This is a genomic window from Streptomyces sp. NPDC002790, assembly GCF_040295505.1.
In the GTDB taxonomy this organism is placed as follows: Bacteria; Actinomycetota; Actinomycetes; order Streptomycetales; family Streptomycetaceae; genus Streptomyces.
In genome coordinates, this window is record NZ_JBEOVM010000068.1 from 1 (window position 1) to 17,513 (window position 17,513).

The window sequence follows — 17,513 nt, forward strand, 5'->3', positions numbered from 1 at the left end:
CCGCGTGGCGTGGAGATGGTGACGGCGATCCTGGCGGTGTGGAAGGCGGGCGCGGCGTACCTGCCGATCGACGCCCAACTCCCGGCAGAACGAGTGGAGTTCATGTTGGCCGACAGTGGTGCGCGGCTGGTGCTGGGCACCCTGGAGACACTGAGTGGCCTGTCGTCCGGGCGGCTGCGAACGGTTGCCGTCGACGACCCGACAACCACCGCGCTCCTCGACGGATTGGGGGAGGCGTCACCTGGTGTCGTGGTGGACGCGGCCGGGCTGGCGTACGTGATCTATACGTCGGGGTCCTCGGGGGTGCCGAAGGGTGTGGCGGTGACGCATGGGTCGCTGGCCAACTACGTCTCGTCGGTGTCGGGGCGGCTGGGCTGGGATGTGCCGGGGGCGCGGTACGCGCTGTTGCAGGCGCAGGTGACCGACCTCGGGAACACGGTGGTGTTCGCGAGCCTGGTCTCAGGCGGTCAACTGCACGTACTGGACGCCGAGTTGGTGACGGATCCGGAGGCGGTGGCGCGGTATGTGGCCGAGGAGCGGATCGACCACATCAAGGTGGTGCCGTCGCATCTGGCGGCGTTGACGGCCGCGGCGGGTGTCGAGGCGTTGCTGCCGGCCGGGTCCGTGGTCCTTGGTGGTGAGGCCGCACAGGTCGACTGGACGGCGGAACTGCTGGCGGCTGCCGGTGACCGGAAGGTGTTCAACCACTACGGACCGACCGAGACCACGGTCGGAGTGGCAACCGGTGAACTGACCGCGGCCGGAGTGGTGCCGATCGGTACGCCGATCGCCAACACCCGCCTGTACGTACTCGATGGGGCGCTGCAACTGGTGCCGGTCGGAGTCGCGGGCGAGCTGTACGTGGCCGGTGCCGGGCTGGCGCGCGGGTACGTAGGCCGTGCGGGGCTGACCGGTGAGCGGTTCGTGGCCTGCCCCTTCCCGGCCGGTTCCGGTGAGCGCATGTACCGCACCGGCGACCTGGCCAAGTGGACGCCGGACGGGCAGTTGGTGTTCCTCGGCCGCGCCGACGAGCAGGTGAAGATCCGCGGGTTCCGCATCGAGCCCGGCGAGATCGAAGCCGCCCTGTCGGCGCATCCGGAGGTGTCCCGGGTCGCGGTGATCGCGCGTGAGGACACTCCGGGTGACAAGCGTCTGGTCGCCTACGTGGTGCCCGCCGACACCGGCACCGAAGGCGGCGTAAACACCGGTGACCTGCGCGGCTTCGTGGCGGGCCGGCTGCCCGAGCACATGGTCCCGGCCGCGTTCGTCACGCTGGACGCCCTGCCGCTGACCGCCAACGGCAAGCTGGACCGCAAGTCCCTGCCCGCCCCCGACTACGCCGCCGGGGCCACCGGGACGGCCACGACGAGGAATCTCGCCACGAGCCTGGAGTACGTCGTGAGCGAGGTGTTCGCCGACGTCCTCGGGGTCGACGAGGTCGGCTTCGACGACGACTTCTTCCAGCTCGGAGGGCACTCCCTGCTGGCGGTCACGCTCGCCGCGCGGCTGCGGGAGAAGGGGATCTCCACCACGGTGCGCAACGTGTTCGCGGCGCCGACCGTCGCCGGAATCGTCCGCCAGCTGGACCTGGCGTCCATGGGTGACTCGCTCGGCAGGGTCCTGCCGATACGGACCGAAGGCGACCAGCCGCCGTTCTTCTTCGTCCACCCCGCGTCAGGCCTTAGCTGGTGCTACCGGCCGCTGGCCCGGTTCGTTCCGGACGGCATCCCGCTGTACGGGCTGCAGGCCGCCGGGATGGACGGCACCGGCACGCTGCCGGGCAGCATCGAGGAGTTGGCGGCGGAGTACATCGAGCAGATCCGTGCCGTTCAACCGGACGGCCCCTACCACCTCGTGGGCTTCTCCTTCGGTGGCATCCCCGTGCACGAGATCGCCGTACGGTTGCAGGAGGCGGGTGAGACCGTCGCCGCCCTGGTCGTCATGGACGCCTACCCGGCCCAGGCCCGGGGCGATGAACCGGTCCGACCCGTCGAGGCCGTCGGGGCCGGGGAGCCCGCCGGCGTCACGGAGGACGGGAGCGCCATGCCGCCGGCCCCCGAGGAGCGCGACCAGGAGGCGATGCTGCGGGAGATGGCGGCCCGGTTCAGGGAGGAGATCGGCGAGGTCATCGACGGTATCTCGGAGGAGGAACTGCTCCTCATCGCGAAGATCTTCCGCAACAACACGGAGCTGCGGCGACGGCACGAGCTCGGTGTCTTCGACGGCGATCTGCTGCTCGTCGTCGCCGAGGAGAGCGGCGAGAACGCCACCCCGGAGGAACGGCTGCGGCTCTGGGAGCCCTACGTCAGCGGTTCCGTCGCGGCGGTCGGCCTGCCGTGCCGGCACACCAACCTGATGCTGCCCGAGATGCTGGACCGGGCGTGGCAGGCGATAGCCGCATGGATGGAGACGCGGAGCACGCGGCCGGAGGCCTGAGGCCCGGCCTCGACTCCGCCTGCGGCCGCGGCCACAGGCGGAGTCGAGGCTCAGGCGGACGGCGCCGGAGCGTGGGTCGGGAGGGACACGGTGACCCAGAGCCCGCCCTCGGAGTTGGCCATCGCGCGTACGGTGCCGTCGTGGGCCTGCGTGATGGCGGAGACGATGGACAGCCCCAGGCCCGCGCCCTCGGACGAGGTGGTCCGGTCCGCGGGCAGCCGCCGGAACGGCTCGAACAGCTCGTCCACCTGGTCCTCGGGGACGTGCGGGCCGGAGTTGCAGACCACCAGGCCGCCGTCGGCGGACAGGTCGACGATGACGTAACCGCCCGCGTTGTTGTGCCGGATCGCGTTCTGCACCAGGTTGGCGACCAGTCGGGTGAGCAGCGTGTCGTCGCCCGTGACGACGACCGGTTCAGTGGAGGCGGTGAGGGTGACGCCGCGCCGCTCGGCGAAGGGGAGATGCTCTCCGATGACCTGAGTGACCACCGCGGCGAGATCCACCGGGTCCCGGTCGAGGAGTTCCTGTTCCCCCTGTGCGAGAACGAGCAGGCCCTCGATGAGCCGCTCGGACCGCTCGGTGGTGCGCAGCAGTTCGTCGCGGATCCGCGCCACTCGCTCGGCGGAGGGTTTGGACAGCCCGACCTCGATCGCGGTTCGCTGGATGGCCAGGGGAGTGCGCAGCTCGTGGGAGGCATTGGCGACGAATCGGCGCTGGCTCGCCACGGCACGATCCAGTCGATCGAGCATCGCGTCGAAGGTGTCGGCGAGGTCCTTGAGCTCGTCCTGCGGTCCGGTCAGCCCGATGCGTTCGTGCAGGGTGGACAGTGACAGGCGCTGGGCGGTGGCGGTGACGCGGTGCAGCGGGCGCAGGATCCGTCTGGTGAGCCACCAGCACACCGCGAAGGCCAGCACCACCATCGCCGCGATGGCGATCAGGGCGAAGATCTGCTGGGTGCTTGCCACGTCCTTGTGGAGTTCCTCGTTCCCGTCGAAGACGCTGCGGCTCGGGCCGGGCGCCGCGGCGACGGGACTGGCCTGGGACGGCTGGTAGGGGCCGGTCGAACAGGCAACGTCCGGGCGCCGAGGCGGGCAGGGGATGGCGGAGACCGGGCCGGTGAACACGAAGTCGTTCAACTTGGCGTCGACGAACTGCTGTTGGAGCCACTGCACGCTGCTGAGCACCGCGAGGGTGATGATCGTGAACACACCGCCGTAGAGCAGTGTGATCTTGGCCTGCACCGAACCACTGATCACAGAGGCGAAGCGCCGCATGATCCGTACCGGCCTCATACCCTGTACCTGCTTCCTGGGACGGTGACCCGGTCACCGGTGTCCGAGGTTCCATTGGCGCAGATCGCCGGTAAGGAGGCGGTGAATCCTCAGCGGTGGCGTGACGTGAGGGCTCCGCGGATCCCGGCCGGCGCACCGGAACGCGAATCGGCCGCCAGGCGAACCTGACGGCCGATCACAAACGATCTTCTGTGCGACGCGAGGGCGTCGTGGGCGGCGCTCTATTCAGTGGATTTCATGGCTTCGATCAGGCTCTTGGGCCGCATGTCGGTCCACGACTTCTCGATGTACTCGAGGCAGTCTTCCCGGGGCGCCTCGCCGAATACGGTTTCCCAACCGTCGGGTACATCCACGAAGACGGGCCAGAGTGAATGCTGGCCTTCATCGTTGACCAGGACCAGATAGCTTGCGTCGGGATCCTCGAATGGATTGGGCACCAGGCTGTCCTTATTCCTCGACGAAAAGGGACCACAGCGACGAGCGGATCCACTGTGGCACAGGTATTCGCGACCCATCAAGAGCCGACCGTACAGGCGGCGTTCAGTCACCCGTGGCGCCGGCCTTGTGACCGTTCAACTGCGGCGTTTCGCACGTTGAACGGAGGCTGGTCGGCGTTGACGCGGCTGGGGCGCTGTGGTGCGTTAGTAGCCAGGTGCGGCGCAGGCGTATGCGCGGAATCAGTTCGCAGCGAGCCGGGTGCCTGCAAAACGGCAGCGTCAATTCCGTACAGGGGGGCTCAGATGCCTGACAGCCGAGACCGAGTTTTTCTCCGTTCGAATGCGATCATCGAACCATTGGTGGACAGGTTCTATGCGTGGATGCACATCGTTGCGCCCGCTCAGGCCTCCATGAATCTGGCGAATGTGCAGGTGCCGCTGCTCGAGTCGTATCTCCAGTCCCCGCAGGTGCACATCGCGGCCAGCAGCAACCCCGCGCTGCGCGGCGGGTACTTCGTCAACGTCGAGGAGTCGCGTGCGACGGAGGTCGCCGAGCTGCTGGACACGATCAAGCGCGAGCGCGCGGACATGCTCGCGTTCGCTGCCGCCGTGGCGGAGGCGGACGAGCTGTTGCGGCAGAACGCCACCGGCTTCGATCTCACGCCGCTGTATCCGAAGCTGCCGACGGCGCTCAACGGGCTGGTGGAGCTGGCCTACGACACCAGCAATCAGGCGTCCGTGCGCCTCATCGAGCCGCTGCTCTACCACAGCAAGGCCTTCGACCGGCGCCGCCAGTCCGTCCAGCTCTCCCTGGACGACGGCGTGGAGCGGCCGTTCATCCTCAGCACCCCCCGGCTGCCCTCGCCCGACGTGCTGGATCTGCGGATCCCCTTCGACCACCCCGGCCTGGACGAGCTGATGAGGGCGCGGATCGAGGGCACGACCCCGGCCCGCCTGCACGAGGCGCTCGAGCTCGACGGCGACCAGGCAGCCCAGCTGGACCGGCTGCTCGCTCCGGAGCCGAGCCTCGCTCCGGACCGGCACATCGAAAACGGCGGCCGGATCCGCTACTTCGGGCACGCGTGCCTGGTGTTGCAGAGCCCGGAGGCCGCCGTCGTGGTGGATCCCTTCATCAGCACGGACAACCGGCACGGCGACCGGTACACCCTCGATGACCTGCCGGACCACATCGATCTGGCGCTGATCACGCATGGGCACCAGGACCACATCGTGCTGGAGACCCTGCTGCAGCTGCGCTCGCGCACCGACGCGGTCGTGGTCCCCCGCTCGTCGCGGGGCAACCTGTGCGACCCGTCGATCGGTCTCTACCTCAAGTCCATGGGCTTCACGGTGATCGAGGTCGACGACTTCGACGAGGTGCCGCTGCCGGGCGGCGCCCGGGTGGTGGCCACGCCGTTCCTCGGCGAGCACTCCGACCTCGACATACGCTCCAAGTCGACGTACTTCGTGCAGCTGGCCGGCCTGTCGGCGTTCATCGGCGCGGACTCCTCGGGCATCGACCCGGTGCTGTACCAGTACATCCGCTCGCACCTGGGCGGCGTCGACAAGGCGTTCCTGGGCATGGAGTGCGACGGCGCCCCGCTGACCTGGCTCTACCAGGGACTGCTGACCCGGCCCGTGACCAAGAAGATGAGCGACTCGCGCAAACTGTCGGGTTCGAACGCCGAGCAGGCGGCCGCGATCATGACGGAGCTCGGAGCCGGAGAGGCGTACGTGTACGCCATGGGCGAGGAGAGCTGGCAGGGCCACGTCATGGCGACGACGTACACGCCCGACACCTTCCAGATCCGGCAGATCGAGGAGTTCCTCACCTGGTGCAAGGCGCACGAGGTCCACGCGGAACACCTGTTCAACAAGCGCGAGTGGCGCTGGTAAAGGGGCGCGACGATGCCATTTCTGAAGTCCAACGGGATCCGGCTCGCCTACCAGCGGGCGGGACGGGGCGACGAGACGGTCCTGCTCATCATGGGGTCGGCCGCGGCCGGCCACGCTTGGGACATGTACCAGACGCCGGCACTGCACCGGGCCGGCTATGCGACCGTCACCTTCGACAATCGCGGGATCGCGCCTTCGGACGCCCCGCCGGGAAAGTACGCGCTGGCGGACCTGATCGCCGACACCAAGGGGCTGATCGAGGCGCTGGACCTGGCACCGTGCCGGATCCTCGGCACCTCACTGGGTTCGATGATCGCCCAGGAACTAGCGATCGCCGAACCTCACCTGGTCCGCTCCGCGGTGCTCATAGCCACCCGCGCCCGGTCGGACGCGCTGCGCCGGGCGCAGTCCGCGGCGGACCGGGCCCTGTTGGAGAGCGGTGTCACGCTGCCGCCGAAGTACCGAGCGGTCAGTTCGGTGCTGCACATGCTCTCGCCGGACACCCTCAACGACGAGGCGGCGGTGGCTTCCTGGCTGGAGATATTCGAACTGGCCGGCGGTGACCCGGAAACGGTCGCCGCGGGCCAGCAGTGGATCGACACCGACCAGGACCGCCGAGCCGAGCTCGCCAGGGTCACCGCGCCCTGCCGCGTCATCACCTTCGGCGACGACGCCGTCACACCGCCGCACCTCGGCGCGGAAGTGGCGGCCGCCATCCCGAACTGCGACCTGGTGGAGATCGCGGGGTGCGGGCACCTCGGACATCTGGAGCGCCCGGAGCCGGTCAACGAGGCGATCGTGGAGTTCTTCGACAAGTACTGACCCGTGACCCATGCGGTGGGCGGGCCGGCGACGCGGTGTCGCCGGCCCGCCAACGAGCGTTCTGGGAGCGGTCAGTGTGCGCTCAAAGCCTGTAGCCGCTGCCCGGCACGGTGACGATGACGGGCGGATCGCCGAGCTTGGAGCGGAGCTTGCTCATCGTCACCTTGACGACCGTGGTGAACGGGTCCGTGTACTCGTCCCAGGCCCGCTCCAGCAGTTCCTCGGTGCTGACGACCGCGCCCCTCGCCCGCATCAACACCTCAAGGACCGCGTACTCCTTGCGGGACAGCGCCAGATAGCGGCCGTCGCGGGAGGCCTGCCGGCGCGCCGTGTCCATGACGATGTCGCCGCACTCCAGTACGGGGGGCAACGGCGGACCGGCGCGGCGTCCGAGCGCGCGGACCCGCGCCACCAGTTCGTCGAAGGCGAAGGGCTTGGCCAGGTAGTCGTCGGCCCCCAGGTTCAGCCCCGTGACCCGGTCGTGCACCGCGCCGGAGGCGGTCAGCATCAGGATGCGTACCCGCGACCCGTGCTGGGCCACCGTGCGGCAGATCTCGTCGCCGTGCACCCGTGGCAGGTCGCGGTCCAGTACCAGTACGTCGTAGTCGTTGACGGCGAGGCGTTCCAACGCCGTCGCCCCGTCATAGGCGACGTCGACCGCCATCGCCTCATCGTGCAGTCCCTCGACCACCAGGTCCGCCAGGAAGCGCTCGTCCTCGGCCACCAGAATTCGCATGCTCAAGATTGGCACAGATCCGCGTTGCCGCGGCAGTGTGCAAGACCCGTCAGGGGGCCTCCGACGGATGTGCGGCCGCAGGCCCGGGAGCGTCCGCCGCCAGCGACATCAGCAGGTCGTTGAGCTGGGCGACGAACGTGGCCGGTGCCTCGATCCGGGCGCCCGTGGCGAGGACCGCCTGGTCGAACAGGACGTGTGCCCAGGCGGGCAGACGCGGGTCGTCCTGCCCGCGGTTGAGCCGCTCGACCAGGACGTGCCGGGGGTTGATCTCGAGGATCGGCTGGTTCGGCAGCCCTGAGCCGCGCAGCCGCTGCACGACGGTGAAGTCGGTCTCCGCTCCGTCGGTGACGATGCAGGCCGGGGAGGTCGTCAGGCGGCTGGTCAGGCGTACGTCCCACGCCTTGCCCGCAAGGTGCGCCTTGAGCCTGCCGAGGAGCGCGGCGTAGTCGGAGTCCGCCCGGTCGGCGGCCTCCTTCTCTGCCTCGTCCGCCAAGTCGCCGAAGTCGGGCGGCCCTTGGGCCACGGACTGCAGCTGGTTGCCCTGGTACTCGCGCAGCGGACCGGAGACGACGAAGCCGTCCACCGCCTCACCCAGCAGGAGCACCTCGATGCCCTTGGCGCGGAATGCCTCCAGGTGCGGGCTGGTCGCGGCAGCGGCCGGGCTGGGGGCGAGCAAGTAGTAGATCTTGTCCTGGCCCTCCTTCATCCGGGCCACGTAGTCGCGGAGCGAGACGTCGGCGGCTTGCGTGTCCGAGCGGGTGGAGGTGAAGCGAAGGAGCTCGGTGATGTCCTCCCGGTGCGGAGGGTCGTCGGCGATGCCCTGCTTGAGTACGCCGCCGAACTGCGCCCAGAAGTCCGCGTACTTCTCCGGCCGGTCGTCCGCCAGTTCCTTCAGCAGCTTCAGAACCCTCTTGACTGCACTGGAACGGATATGGGCGACGGCCTGGCTCCCCTGGAGGATCTCCCGGGAGACATTCAGCGGCAGGTCGGCCGAGTCGATGACCCCGCGCAGGAAGCGCAGGTAGTTCGGCAGCAGCTGCCCGGAGTCCTCGAGGATGAACACGCGCCGGATGTGCAGGCGTACGCCGTCGCGGGCCTGCGGGACCCACAGGTCGTGCGGCGCTCGGGACGGGATGAACAGGAGCAGCGTGTACTCGTACCGCCCCTCGACCTTCGTGTGCAGATGGGCGAGCGGGTCGGCGAAGTCGTTGGTGAGGTGCCGGTAGTAGGAGTGGTAGTCCTGCTCGCTCAACTCGCTCTTCGGACGCGCCCACAGGGCCGACGCCTGGTTCACCGGGGCCTCGTCCTGGTCCATCACGATCGGCTGGCCGATGTGGTCCGAGTAGCGCTGGATGATCGAGCGCAGCCGGTGCTCGTTCAGCAGCTCGTCCTCGCCCTCGCGCAGCTCGAGCACGATCGTGGTGCCGCGCTCGGCGCGCTCGACGGCCTCCAGCGTGTACTCGCCCTTGCCGTCCGACGACCAGCGCACGCCGTCGGACGCGGGCAGCCCGGCCCGCCGCGAGGTGAGCACCACTCTTTCCGCGACGATGAAAGCGGAATAGAAGCCGACGCCGAATTTGCCGATCAGCTCGGAGTCGCGGCGCTGATCCCCGGTGAGCGTCCGGAGGAACTCGGAGGTGCCCGAACGGGCGATGGTGCCGATGTTGGCCATCACTTCCCGGCGGCTCATTCCGATGCCGTTGTCGGCGATGGTGATCGTGCCCGCGTCCTTGTCGAACGTGACCCGGATCCGCGGCGCGTCGTCTCTCTCGTCACCGGCCGGTTCCGGCTGGGAGTTGCGTTCGAACCGGAGCCGGTCGATCGCGTCCGACGCGTTCGAGATCAACTCGCGTAGAAAGATCTCCTTGTTGCTGTAGAGCGAATGAGCCATGAGGTCCAGGATCTGAGCGGCCTCGGCCTGGAATGCGTACGTCTCCGCATTCGCCTGCAGTGCCATTGCTTCCCCTTCTTGTCAGGTCGCGGGAACTGCCGAGCAGCCGCGCTTTCCGAGATGTTCGGCGAACTTCACCCAGTTCTCGGCGTACTGCCGGGCCAGGTCGGCCGTCGTCCGGGTGCAGTGCTGCGGGACCGCGTCGAGCAGCTCCGGCCACTCGCTCATCACGTTCACGTTGTGGTGCAGGAGGCGCAGCAGCTCGCGGCCGACCTGTTTGTGGCGCAGCGACGGATCGCGCATCAGCATCTGCAGTGCGCGGCCTGGGTCGATCTTCACCGGGGCTTCCCGGTGTTGGCTGCGTGACGGCGCCGCCTGCTGCGGGGGCGGCGGGGCCTGGGGGGCGGTCTCGGGGACGGGGCGCAGTGTTCCCGCCGGAGGTTCGCCGGCCGCGAGCCGCCGCTTGACGTCGGTCACGGTGGCGGGTGAGATGCCCGCGAATCTGGCCACCTCGCGCAGGGAAGCATCGGGACGTTCGGCCAGCACCTGAGCGGCTCGCCGGCGGCCCTCGACGCTGTTCACCGGGCGGACCTTGCCGTCGATTCCGATGCGCACCTGCGGCGCAGAGGGCGCGATGCGGCCGCGGAGGGCGGCAATGGTCTTGGCCCCCAGACCGGTGGCGCGCGCGATCGCCCGGTCCGACATGTGTCCATGAGACAGGAGGATCCGCTCCGCCGCGGTGCGGCGGTCCGCGAGTGAAAGCGGAAGGCCGTGAGTTGAATTCGCCCGGACGGCGAACAGGAAGGCGTCTTCGCTGCTGCCGTCGAAGAATACTGCTGCGATCTTGGTCTTGCCCCGCAGGACCGCGGCGAATACGCGATGCACCCCGTCAACCACCTGCATGGTGTTCCTGTTGACGATTATCGGTGGCAGCGGTCCTTCGGTTTCCGCCAGACGAATGATATGCTCCCGGTCCTCGCCCTCGATGCGCGGTGAATCACCCGGACGTAACGCGGAAATCGCGACCGTGACGATTTCCTGTTCTTGTTCCGCGGAATGCTCATGTTCTTGTTTCTGTTCCTTGAGGTCGTCGGACGACCGGCGGAGAACAGGGGTAACGATACTGGCGTCGAACTGCTGCAATGCGATCACCTCGCGTGTGGGCTGCTGCCATTTCGCGTGGGGGTGCGGAAAGGGTGACGCGACCGGCAAGCGGTTGGCCGGTGGTCCGGTGGTGATGCCGGCGGTTCAACTCGCCGGCGCCGCACAGTCTTCCTGGTCTGTGGTGAGTTGAGGGGAGGGGAGCGCCCGCTCGTCCAGTGCCTGCGCGAATGCCTGCCACTTGTCCGCGTTCTGCTGCGCCAGCGCGATGACCAGGGCGTCGCAGTGCGATGGCACGGCGTCGGCCAGTTCGAGCCACTGGTAGTCCCCGACGAGGTTCTTGCGCAGCGTGCTCACCAGTCGTCTGCCGAGGTCCGCGTCGAGGACGGCGGGATCGTGCAGCAACGGCTTCAGCAGGGATATCGGCTTCTCCTGCTTCTCCCGCACCTGGATCCGCGCGGGTTCGGAGGCCGACTCCGTCGACGGCTCCAGGGCGGTGGTGGCCGACTCCGGTGAGTCGCCGACGACGTCCTCGCCGGCGAGGATCCGCTTGCGCACGTCACTCGCCGTCGCCGGGGAGATCCCGGCACGCCTGGCCACTTCCCGCACGGAGGCCTGCGGGTTCTGGGCGATCACCGCTGCCGCCCGGTGCCGGCCCGCCGCCCGGTCCACTGCCCGGGCTCTGCCGTCCCTGCCGACGCGGACGTTCAACTCCGCACCCGACGCAGTTGAACGCCGGATGGCGGCCACGCTCTTGGCGCTCAGCCCGGACGCCTCTCCGATCATGCGATCGGACAAGTGAGGGTGAGAGGCGCTGAGTCGTGCCGCCGCCGCGCGTCGATCGGCCAGCGACAGCGGCAGGCCGTGTTGTGTATTTGATTTGATGGCGAGCAGAAAGGCATCGTGCCGTGATAAATTCACGACGCGTGCCTCGATGGTTTTCTCGCCCTTGAGAAGGGTCGCCAGGACGCGGTGCACGCCGTCTATCACCTGCATGTTCCGCCCGTTCACGAGAATGGGCGGAAATGGGGTCTCGCTCTGTGCGAGTTGCTCGGTGTATTTCTTGCTCTGCCCCACAAGGCGTGGTGATTCGCTGAACTGCAGCAGTGCTATGGGTAGTTCCGAGACTTCTTCCGGCAGAGGCTCCAGATCCCCCTCGGAGTCCGCCGATCTGTACGCCGTTCCGTTTGTCGACTCTAGGTTTGTCCCGTTCGTTCGGTGCTCAAAGCTACTCAAACCATCCCCCGGTCGTGAAGTTTGAGCTGGCAGGGGTAGGCACCCGCGAGCCGACACAGCTACTGGCCGCCCGTACGCGTTATGCGCAGACGGCCGATCTGCTGGAATGTCGGAACAGAGAGGCAGTGCACAAAAAGAAAGGGCTGACGCTAGCGGAACCCGTGGCGCGCACTGCAAAGATGCGGCCGACCGCTTCTCGTAACCCAGTGAAGACCTCTCACCACGGCGCGGTTACCCCCGTTCGCTCCCGCCCCTGTTTCGTCCCTCATAGGCTAGCTTGTGGTGTTGCGATGTCAACCAAGTGAGATATGCGGCGAGCGGGGAAACAGACCGCAATGTGTGGACCCTGTGATTCCGGCGGAGACGGAATATCATCATCCGCTCCAGCGTCCGAACCGGTGCGAAAACGCGTCACCAGGACAGCCGCCCGGACCGTTTTTCTGCCAAGGGAATGGATGCGGTCTTCATGGAAAGTGCTCTCGTGGTCGGTACGGGTCTGATAGGGACCTCGGCCGCGCTCGCCCTGCAAGCCCGCGGCGTGGCCGTGCATCTGCGCGACGCGGATCCCGCCGCGGTCAGGATCGCGTCCTCGCTCGGCGCCGGCACGGTGCAGGCCCCGCGGGGTCCCGTGGATCTGGCCGTCGTGGCCGTGCCCCCGGCGCTGGTGCCCGACGTACTCGTCGGCCTGCAGGCCGACGGCGTCGCGCGGCACTACACCGATGTGGCCAGCGTCAAGTCCGGCCCGCAGCAGGAAGCTCTCGCCCGGGACTGCGACACCGCGCACTACGTCGGTGGCCACCCGATGGCGGGCAGCGAGCGCAGCGGTCCCCTCGCCGCCCGTACGGACCTCTTCGTCGGGTGCAACTGGGTACTCACCCCGACGCCCGACGTCGGCACCGAGACGTTGAACACCACGCTCGAACTCGTGGCGCTGTGCGGGGCCGTGCCAGTGGTCATGGAGGCGGACGTGCACGACCGGGCGGTCGGCCTCGTCTCGCACGCTCCGCACGTCGTGGCGAGCCTGGTCGCCGCTCTCCTGGAGCGGGCCGAGGAGCGGGCCGTGCGCCTCGCGGGCTCGGGCGTCCATGACCTCACCCGTATCGCGGCCGCGGATCCGGGGTTGTGGGTGGACATCCTCGGCGCCAACGCACTGGTGGTGGCCGACCTCCTCGAAGAGCTGTCGGGCGGCATGGACGACGCGGTCGCGGGTCTGCGTGCCATGGCGGCCACGGACGAGGAGAAGCGTGAAGGCGGCGCGCGCACGGTCGAGGACCTGCTGCGCCGCGGTCGGTCCGGGCGCGCCCGGATCCCCGCCAAGCGTGGCGTTCTGCCGGAGCAGTACGAGACGGTGACGGTCGAGATCGGCGACCAGCCGGGCGAGTTGGCCCGGCTCTTCACCGATGCCTCGCGCGCCGGCGTCAACGTCGAGGACGTACGCCTCGAGCACTCGGCCGGCCAGCCGTCCGGGCTGGTCCACCTGAGCGTGGCCCGGGACCTGATGGACGTGCTCACTACGGAACTCCGCAACGGTGCGTGGCGACGCCGCTGAGGCGTGCCAGCTACGATCCCGGCACATGGTGGCTGGGCATGGGGCCCGGATGTGTTGGGGGTACGTGTGGCTTCTGGACGTGTGGTGCGGTTCGACAGTTCGCGGGGTTACGGCTTCATCGCCCCGGACGGTGCTGGAGAGGACATCTTCCTGCACGTGAATGACCTCATGATTCCCGAGACGTGCCTGCGCTCGGGGCTGGCGGTCGAATTCGAGGTCGAGGACGGTGGGCGCGGGCTGAAGGCCTCGGGCGTCAGGCTTGCTCAGGCCGCCGAAGGAGCCGGCGACGATTCGCTGTGTGACGTGCTCACCGGTGCGGAGTACACCAGTGAGATCACCGAACTTCTCCTGCAGGCAGGACCGTCTCTGACGGCGGATCAGATTCTGCAGCTCCGCCGCGAATTGGCGAAATTCAGCGAGAGCCACGGGTGGATCGAAGGCTGAACACGGCGGCGCGCGCAGTGAGTTGATCACCGGCCGGCAACCTCCGAAAGATCGCCGGCGGGTGTTCAACTGCGTACCGCGTCAGTTGAACACGGTCGTGCAGTTGTACGGCCTTGTTCTTCGGAAACGTCACACGTCATAGTGCGTCGGGCCTTCGGTCAGCCAGGAATATCGCTGGTGACGCAAATCAGTATTGAGCCCGCCCGGGAGGCAATACATGGCTGTGCATGACGTCGCATACGTTGAGCTGTATACGAGCAAGAAAAAATCGGTCGTCGACTATTTCGTCTCATCGATGGGGTTCAGACAGACCGCGGAGTCGGTGGGCGTCGACCGGAGTTCCGCACTGCTGCAGCAGGGCAGTGTGAAACTCGTGGTCACCACCGGGCCGGCCACTTGGGCATTCCTCGGCACGCACGGGGACGGTATCGCCGACATCGCCCTGGCCTGTGACGACGTCGACCAGAGCGCGCAGGCGGCGATGGCTGCGGGAGCCGCGGTGACCGGTTCCACGAAGGACACCCGGACGGTCGCCGGATTCGGCGGTGTCGTGCACACCCTCGTGTCCCGCTCGCACGGCTCGGACCCGTTCGGTGGGCCCGACTGGACCGTGCTGCCGGAGGTGTCGAGCGGTCCGGTCACCGGCCGGATCCAGTTGCTCGACCACATCGCGGTCTGTGTGGAGGGCCGCTCGCTCGCCGGTTACGCCGACTTCTACGGCGACGCCTTCGGGCTGTCCCGCTACTCCTCCGAGTACGTGGACGTCGGCGAGCACGCCATGGACTCCGTCGTGGTGCGCAGTGCGACGGGCCGGGTCACCTTCACCCTCGTCGCCCCCGACGAGCAGAAGGGCACGGGCCAACTCGACGCCTTCCTTGAGAGGAACAGCGGCCCAGGGGTACAACACCTGGCGTTCCTGGTGGAGAGCATCGTGCCCGCGGTCCACGAGTTCCGGGGCCGGGGAGTGGAGTTCCTGGACGTGCCGGACAGCTACTACGACGGCCTGGCCGAACGCCTCCCGGCGCTGCGCGCAGAGATCGACGTGCTGCGCTCGGCCCAGGTGCTGGCGGACCGCGACGAATGGGGCGATCTTCTGCAGCTGTTCAGCCGCTCACCGCACGAGCGCAACACGCTGTTCTATGAGCTGATTCAGCGCCGCGGCTCCCGCGGCTTCGGCGGCGGCAATATCCGCGCCCTGTACGAAGCGGTTGAGCGCGACCGGCTGGCCGCGGAATGAACGACGACGGCAGCGGCGCGGGCGGCCCGTTGACCCTGTCCGACTACGCCGAGCTGGCCCAGCGGCGCCTGGACCCGGCAGTCTGGGACTTCGTCACCGGCGGTGCGGGCGACGAGCGCACGCTCACCGGTAACACGGCGGCCTTCGACCGAGTCCGGCTCCGTCCGCGCGTACTCTCCGCGGTGACGCGACCCGCCCTCAACACCCATATTCTCGGCCGTACTTGGGCCGCGCCGCTGGGAGTCGCGCCCGTCGCCTACCACACGCTGGCCCACGCCGACGGGGAGGCGGCCACCGCCGCGGCGGCCGGAGTGGCCGGAGTCCCGCTCGTCGTCAGCACCTTCGCCGGACGTGCCTTCCACGACATCGCCGCCGCCACCACGGCCCCCCTCTGGCTGCAGCTCTACTGCTTCCGGGACCGTGGCGTGACCCGCGGGCTCATCGAGCGCGCAGCGGAGGCGGGCTTCGAGGCGCTGGTCCTCACCGTCGACGCCCCCCGCCTCGGCCGTCGGCTGCGGGATGAGCGCAACGGCTTCCGGCTGCCGCCCGGCATCGAGCCGGTCAATCTCTCCGGCACCGGCTTTTCCGCACCCGGCGAGCACGCACGGGAGACGTTCGACCCGGCTCTCGACTGGACCGTCGTCGAGTGGCTGCGCGCCGTCAGCCCGCTGCCCGTCCTGCTCAAGGGGATCCTGACCGCCGATGACGCCCGCCTGGCAACGGAGTCGGGCGTGGACGGGGTCATCGTCTCCAACCACGGCGGCCGCCAACTGGACGGAGCCGCGGCCACCTTGGACGTCCTGCCCGAGATCGCCGCGGAGGTCGCCGGCCGCGGCCCCGTGCTGCTGGACGGCGGCGTGCGGCGTGGCGGCGATGTCCTGGCGGCGCTCGCGCTCGGGGCGGACGCGGTGCTGCTGGGCCGCCCCGTGCTGCACGGCTTGGCAGCGGCGGGGCGGGACGGCGTCGCGGACGTGCTCGGCATCGTGACGGAGGAACTGGCGGAAGCGATGACGCTCACCGGATGCCCCTCGGTCGCCGATGCCGGCCCCGAACTGGTCTCGGGGCGCGCCGTGCCCGTCGCGGAGGCCGGCGGGCGTTCGGACGCGGCCGAACGGTCGCGTACACCTGTCTCCGGGCTGCTGAAGGAGGAGCTGCACGGCAGCGTCTCCGACCCGGTACTGGACACGATGAACTTCCTCAACGAGATCACCCACCGCTACCCCGACGCGATCTCGTTCGCCCCCGGCCGCCCGTACGACGGCTTCTTCGACACCGAGCAGCTCTTCACGCACATCCGTCGCTACATGGACCACCTGACTGCTGCCGGTAGTTCTCCTGCGCAGGTCCGCGACGCACTCTTCCAGTACGGACCCACCAGCGGGATGATCCGCGGGCTCATCGCCGATTCACTGCGCCTGGACGAGGGCATCGACGTGCCGGCCGAATCCATCGTCGTCACGGTGGGATGTCAGGAGGCGATGCTGCTCGCCCTGCGTGCCCTGATCGCCGGCCCGGACGACGCCCTGCTCGTCTCCAGCCCGTGCTACGTGGGCATCACCGGCGCCGCACGCCTGCTCGACATCGAGGCGACCGCGGTCGAAGAAGACATCGACGGGTTCCGCTGCACGGCTCTCGAAGCGGCCATCAGGACCGAACGCGCCCGCGGCCGCCGCCCCCGCGCCTTCTACGTCATCCCCGACCACTCCAACCCGTCGGGCAGCGTCATGACGGTGGACGAGCGGCACGAACTGCTGAAGCTCGCCGCCCGCGAGGACCTGCTCATCCTCGAGGACAGCCCCTACCGGCTGGTGAGCCCGGGGCGGCAACTGCCGACACTCAAGTCGCTCGATCGCGACCGGCGCGTGGTCCAGCTGGGTTCCTTCGCCAAGACGCTCCTGCCCGGCGCCCGGGTGGGCTACGCGGTCGCCGACCAGCTCGTCACGGATCCCTCGGGCGGCACGTGCCTGCTCGCCGACGAGCTCAGCCGGATCAAGAGCATGGTGACGGTCAACACCTCGGCGCTCAGCCAGGCTGTGATCGGAGGCATGCTCCTCGCCGGCGAGGGCGGCGTCACCAAGCACAACACCGACACGGCACGCCACTACGGAGAAGCCATGCAGGCCACCCTCCGAGCGCTCGACGCCTCGATCACCGAAGCCGAACGGGAGAAGCTGGGCGTGAGCTGGAACCGTCCCAGCGGCGGCTTCTTCCTCACCGTCACCGTCCCGTTCCACGCCGACAACGCCGCACTCGCGCGCTCGGCCGAGGAGTTCGGCGTCATCTGGACGCCCATGTCGTACTTCTATCCGCAGGGCGGCGGGGAGCGCACGCTCCGGCTGTCCGTGAGCTACCTCTCCCACGCCGACATCCACGAGGGAACCGCGCGCCTCGCGCGGTTCATCAGGGCGGCGGCCTCGCACTGAAAGGACGACAAGT

At 68.7% G+C, this 17,513-nt stretch carries 13 protein-coding genes; 7 read left to right on the plus strand and 6 right to left on the minus strand.

From position 1 onward, the window contains the following. Positions 1-2,436: amino acid adenylation domain-containing protein (locus ABT004_RS25155; protein ID WP_351341009.1), on the plus strand; the 2,436-nt coding region annotated here is incomplete at its 5' end. A gap of 50 nt (positions 2,437-2,486) precedes the next feature. On the opposite strand, the gene ABT004_RS25160 is transcribed toward ABT004_RS25155, so the two are convergent. Both ABT004_RS25160 and ABT004_RS25165 read right to left on the minus strand, forming a co-directional pair. Beyond that, positions 2,487-3,728: a sensor histidine kinase gene (locus ABT004_RS25160; protein WP_351341012.1), complete on the minus strand. Its 1,242-nt coding sequence runs from the start codon at positions 3,726-3,728 to the stop codon at positions 2,487-2,489. A gap of 221 nt (positions 3,729-3,949) precedes the next feature. Continuing rightward, positions 3,950-4,165: an MbtH family protein gene (locus tag ABT004_RS25165; protein WP_351341015.1), complete on the minus strand. Its 216-nt coding sequence runs from the start codon at positions 4,163-4,165 to the stop codon at positions 3,950-3,952. Positions 4,166-4,468: 303 nt separating this feature from the next. Between ABT004_RS25165 and ABT004_RS25170 the strand changes: the two genes are divergently transcribed. Both ABT004_RS25170 and ABT004_RS25175 read left to right on the plus strand, forming a co-directional pair. After that, a complete protein-coding gene (locus tag ABT004_RS25170; RefSeq protein WP_351341017.1) occupies positions 4,469-6,061 on the plus strand; it encodes an MBL fold metallo-hydrolase in 1,593 nt (530 codons plus the stop codon). Positions 6,062-6,073: 12 nt separating this feature from the next. After that, the gene (locus ABT004_RS25175) at positions 6,074-6,883 is read left to right on the plus strand and encodes an alpha/beta fold hydrolase (protein WP_351341020.1); all 810 of its coding nucleotides are present in this window, start codon (positions 6,074-6,076) and stop codon (positions 6,881-6,883) included. 82 nt (positions 6,884-6,965) lie between these two features. Here ABT004_RS25175 and ABT004_RS25180 read toward each other — a convergent pair whose 3' ends face one another. The 4 genes from ABT004_RS25180 to ABT004_RS25195 all read right to left on the minus strand — a co-directional run bounded on the left by ABT004_RS25180 (position 6,966) and on the right by ABT004_RS25195 (position 11,607). Continuing rightward, positions 6,966-7,619: a response regulator transcription factor gene (locus ABT004_RS25180; protein ID WP_189310611.1), complete on the minus strand. Its 654-nt coding sequence runs from the start codon at positions 7,617-7,619 to the stop codon at positions 6,966-6,968. Positions 7,620-7,668: 49 nt separating this feature from the next. Beyond that, positions 7,669-9,576, minus strand: a complete 1,908-nt coding sequence (gene htpG / locus ABT004_RS25185; RefSeq protein ID WP_351341023.1) for a molecular chaperone HtpG — start codon at positions 9,574-9,576, stop codon at positions 7,669-7,671. A 15-nt stretch (positions 9,577-9,591) separates the two neighbouring features. Next, positions 9,592-10,653 (minus strand): ParB/RepB/Spo0J family partition protein, encoded by a 1,062-nt coding sequence (locus tag ABT004_RS25190; RefSeq protein ID WP_351341026.1) that lies wholly within the window; start codon positions 10,651-10,653, stop codon positions 9,592-9,594. Between the two features lie 105 nt (positions 10,654-10,758). Beyond that, entirely contained in the window at positions 10,759-11,607 is an 849-nt protein-coding gene (locus ABT004_RS25195) for a transcriptional regulator (protein ID WP_502966966.1), read from the minus strand. A 706-nt stretch (positions 11,608-12,313) separates the two neighbouring features. On the opposite strand from ABT004_RS25195, the gene ABT004_RS25200 reads away from it, so the two are divergent. The 4 genes from ABT004_RS25200 (at position 12,314) to ABT004_RS25215 (ending at position 17,500) form a co-directional block, all read left to right on the plus strand. Next, positions 12,314-13,396 carry a prephenate dehydrogenase gene (locus tag ABT004_RS25200; RefSeq protein WP_351341032.1) on the plus strand — a complete coding sequence of 361 codons (1,083 nt, stop codon included), beginning with the start codon at positions 12,314-12,316 and terminating at the stop codon, positions 13,394-13,396. Between the two features lie 66 nt (positions 13,397-13,462). After that, on the plus strand, positions 13,463-13,840 hold the full coding sequence (locus ABT004_RS25205; RefSeq protein WP_351341034.1) for a cold-shock protein: 378 nt from the start codon (positions 13,463-13,465) through the stop codon (positions 13,838-13,840). 217 nt (positions 13,841-14,057) lie between these two features. Beyond that, the gene (hppD, locus tag ABT004_RS25210; protein WP_351341037.1) at positions 14,058-15,077 is read left to right on the plus strand and encodes a 4-hydroxyphenylpyruvate dioxygenase; all 1,020 of its coding nucleotides are present in this window, start codon (positions 14,058-14,060) and stop codon (positions 15,075-15,077) included. Continuing rightward, positions 15,074-17,500, plus strand: coding sequence for an aminotransferase class I/II-fold pyridoxal phosphate-dependent enzyme (locus tag ABT004_RS25215; protein WP_351341039.1), 2,427 nt, complete (start codon positions 15,074-15,076; stop codon positions 17,498-17,500). Before hppD ends, ABT004_RS25215 begins: the two co-directional genes overlap by 4 nt. Positions 17,501-17,513: the final 13 nt, after the last annotated feature.